The sequence below is a fragment of the Paenibacillus sp. OT2-17 genome, assembly GCF_009827695.1.
In the GTDB taxonomy this organism is placed as follows: Bacteria; Bacillota; Bacilli; order Paenibacillales; family Paenibacillaceae; genus Paenibacillus; species Paenibacillus polymyxa_B.
The window spans coordinates 1-4042 of sequence record NZ_WUDQ01000328.1; the positions used below are offsets into that span (position 1 = coordinate 1).

Here is a 4042-nt window from a genome sequence, read left to right on the forward strand (position 1 = left end):
AGGCAAGCCCGCCTATGACGAAAGTCCATCAGAATGTTCTCGTTAATTAAAGGAGTTTGATCGTTCATTAAGGTCTGCACAAGAATATAAGCTTTGGACATACTAAATACTCGTCCATGATCTTTTGACATAACACGTCTAGGTCTTGGCATAATCCGTTCTATGTTGTATGAAGCATTTGTAGTTCTTATAAGCCACCTAAGCCAATGTCGAAGCTCCACTCGGAAAAACGTCTTATCTTCTTGTCCCTTCATCTGGCCAAAAATCTCTGTGTATACTTCTGATATTGAATTCTCGCTTATGTCAGTAAGACCTTTTGATCGACATTTGATTGCAAAATACCGGATGTACTTGACTATCGCTTTCCAATAATTTATGCTGATAGTTTTTTTACCGTATCTGAAAAGTAAATTTCCTTCATCGTCGTAATAATCATCAGTTATTGAATCATTCACACGTTGCCTCAAGTAAGAAAATGCAAAGGTATAGAGACTCTCCTCAAACGGCGTTTGGGTTGGATATATTCCCGCGGCTATCCAGAGACTTCTTTCCGCTTCATCGCAAGGTATGACCGGTTTATTTTCAATCAAGGAATCTGTTTCTTTAGCTAACATCTTACCTAGGAGGGTTAAACTACTTCTATGATATTTAGCGATCTTACTTGCTTTTGCTAATACAGAGGAAGTAATAATATGATTACCCTCTAACCCTTCCTTAAGGGCGTAACCTGCGAACCATAAGCAAACTACAGTTCGAAGCAAAGGAATCCTTTTCTTTGCCTTTTGTAGTTGTTTTTCGCTATCCATCGGATACAATACCGGATAGTATTTATCGTAAAGCGCATCAAAGTACTCAAAATTCGGTAACTCGGGAAAAGGAAATTTATTGAATTCGGTCTTGGTTGGAAATACGATCTCTAAAGGCAAACTGATCCGTTGTAAAAAGGCAAGCAGTAATACGTAATCTCTTTGGGTGCCGGGTAACTTGAAAAATATTGTGGGTTGTACCAAATCCGTTAAGGAGCTTGATAAAATAGGTTCAACCCGTCCCCAAGTCTCTGCCGATCTGTATTGTTCATACTCCGATCTTGTCAGATGCTCTCTACTCTCGAATTGTCCCTTTCGCCTTACAGTAATGGGTCCAAATCTCAGGGATTGCCAAGCTAATATTTGCGACACGATTTCACCTCTTTCCAATCTAAGCTCAGACTAGTCGACTGATAACCTCTATTTGAATCTGTTCGTCACTATAGCCGAAATGCCGAATCATGTCCCCAAGCAACGCTATTTGCGTAGCTAATCCGGCCGCCTTGGCGTTTTTGGTTGTAAAATCCCGACTGCCTCGCATCATGTTCCACATGTCCTTGGTTAATCTGGCCAAAGTATGAAATGCCTGTGCTGCTTCACTTTTTCGTATGGCGAAATGATGACAGGAAAAACACTTTGCCTCAAAAAGGCAAGCCCCCTGTATTAAACATCTTCCTACACCTGTAGGAGCTGGAAGCCCGAATTTTGCAAAGAATTCATCTAAAGATAGCTCTTCAGATCCCAAAGCTTTTATCAATTCGTCAGGCTCAGTTTGTTCGCTGGCAAGTGCTTCGAAGATTCGCCAAATAAACCGTCCCGCAATCTCACCATCCTGATATTTCTTAATAGTAGCAAATAACAATGCTTGACGGGAGAGATTACTTCGTAAGTATCAATTCAGCATGGTTTGATTTTCATGACCTGCAGCAAGTCGTGCTAACTCACTGTTCCCGGTTTCGATTGCAATGTGAGTTATGAGATAGTGTCTGTAACCATGAGCCTTCCCTTTTTTATCTCCATGTCCAATAAATTCTGCTATCTTGTCAAAAAACCTATATATTTGTCTTTCATTCAAAATCCAGGGATATTTCTCCAATTGAAAAAGATGCACATACGATGCATCCGCTCTTTCGTTCCGTATCGGTCGGAAGGCTTTATCGCTCGATCTTTTCTGTAAAAATTCGACCGCTCTAAGACCTGCAGAATCAATTATAGGAAATTGGCCGTTACGATGTTTAGCTTTCTCAATACCTGAATATGGGCTGTATAATCCTACCGCTGATGGAGCATTAGGCAATGGCAGCATACATTCTTCAGCCTGAAGATTGAGCAGATACGTTTTACGCACCGGTGATGAGGCAATAATTAACCAAAAAGCGCGACATAAAACTTCAACATCATCTTCGGGATGATAATTTTCAATTGCTTCCTTCATGAGCATCGGGAAGTTTGGGTCATCAAAAGCGAGGCCATCACCGGAATATGTTTCTTCTTGGGCCTCACGATGAATTCCAGAATATAAATCACTGGGCCAGTCAACGTATGTTGGAAAAAATGTATGAGAACCTTTCCCCCAATCAAAGAATAACTTTATGTGTAGAAGATTGTTCCCGGTATACTTAGCTGAAAACTCCTCTCCATCGTTATTCTTTGAAATGTAATCAAACAAATCGAGAAAATCTTCATACTCGAGAGATGAAGCATCCGACTCCCCGTGCTGGTCAAGCCATTTGAAAAATTTATGCAAAGCACTGCCCGCTTTACGAATATAATAGTCTAGCGAATTACTTCGTTTTAAATGCTCGCGAAACTCACGTGCGATATCCCCCCACTTTGGATGCTCACAGCAATCGTCAAACAGTATTCTTTGCCTACGTCTTCCTGGTTCATCCGAATATCCAAGCTCAAAAAGAATGTCCTTTAAACACTTGGCGTTATAACGTTTGTCGTTCGGACGCATTACATCCGCTAACGCTATATCTTCTTCCGTGAAATCGCCCAGCGGTTTCATAACACCTAGAAGGTGTATAGATAGTTTGTTGAACAAACCTATACGGTTTGAGTCTTTTTTGCGGATGTGTTCTGCTTCTGAATTTTTGAGGAGGCCCATTTTGACGGGGAAATCCGACAGATTAACACGACCTCTGGTTGACAGGTAACAAACCAAGTCGTTTCGACGATATTGTGCTACTACATCATTTCCCTTGCAAAAACCTGTATGCCAAGCCCAGAAAATGACATACCATAGGTCTCGACTGTCGCGATGCCGAAAGGTTGGTCTCTCTTCAGGCGGTACAGCTAACCAGTTATCCGGGGCCGGAAATGTAGTAAATAATTGAAGGACGGGATTTTTTATAGAAGAAAATACTTGATTCACATGATTCAAACGCAGCGTGTTTTTTAAAAATTTGCGAAATTCCGATAATGGAGTCCATTCTAGTGTCATTCCGAGTCCTCCTCATGCGCGTGGATTCCCTCTGAGATCTCCGCCTGTCGCATAAATACCCTCCCTAAATGATCTACTTTACCTTTTTCTGTGTCATTATTTGACTCAGGTATCCAATGAATATATGTATCGCGCGTAATCACGACAGAAGAATGCCCCAACCACTTGCTGATCTCTTCGATTGGTCTGCGATATCTTAGGAGAAGTGATGTCGCGAATAAGTGTCGGAAGGTGTGTGGATAGTAGGAACGTAGGTCTACGCTTCCCCCAGTTCGTTGAAATAAGTCATCAGCCAAATTATTATACTTACTGTAAACGCCTTTCTTACTTAATGGCTTCCCTTTTGAATTGTTTGACTCTGATACAAATAGATAGCCATGATCTTCCCTTGTGTAATAAGACAAAAGTTCCCGCCGCTGAAGAAGTGCCCAATACAGAAGATCAGTGAACTCCTCTTGTGTTGGAAATCGGATATTTTTCCTGCTAAATGGATCAATTGTTTTGTGAGTTATCAACGCCACGTCCCTGCAGGAAGCCTTCGTTTTCCATCCCGTATCAATGACCCAATTCCCCCGCAACCCGCGTTCTTTTACAAACTGCAAGTTCCCGGAAAGAGACTCGGTTAATTCCTCTCTTGCTGTATGATACACGTTTAAGTTGGAAGGAATTGTTGACGGCTCAATTCGAATCTCAGCTGCTTCACCAGGGCGTAATCCAAAGTAACGCAATATCGCAAAGAGAAGAAGATCCAAAGCATTTTCATACGGATCGATCAATTCAAAGAACATGT

The 4042-nt window shown here is 41.5% G+C and carries 4 protein-coding genes; all 4 read right to left on the bottom strand.

The features are described from left to right. Positions 1 to 1178: hypothetical protein (locus GRP75_RS20500; RefSeq protein ID WP_160790219.1), on the bottom strand; the 1178-nt coding region annotated here is incomplete at its 3' end. Positions 1179 to 1203: 25 nt separating this feature from the next. After that, positions 1204 to 1350, bottom strand: coding sequence for a hypothetical protein (locus GRP75_RS20505; protein WP_160790220.1), 147 nt, complete (start codon positions 1348 to 1350; stop codon positions 1204 to 1206). Between the two features lie 348 nt (positions 1351 to 1698). Continuing rightward, positions 1699 to 3252 (bottom strand): hypothetical protein, encoded by a 1554-nt coding sequence (locus tag GRP75_RS20510; RefSeq protein ID WP_160790221.1) that lies wholly within the window; start codon positions 3250 to 3252, stop codon positions 1699 to 1701. After that, positions 3249 to 4042 (bottom strand): tyrosine-type recombinase/integrase (locus tag GRP75_RS20515; RefSeq protein WP_160790222.1); only part of this gene is annotated, 794 nt, incomplete at its 5' end. The genes GRP75_RS20515 and GRP75_RS20510, both read right to left, overlap by 4 nt.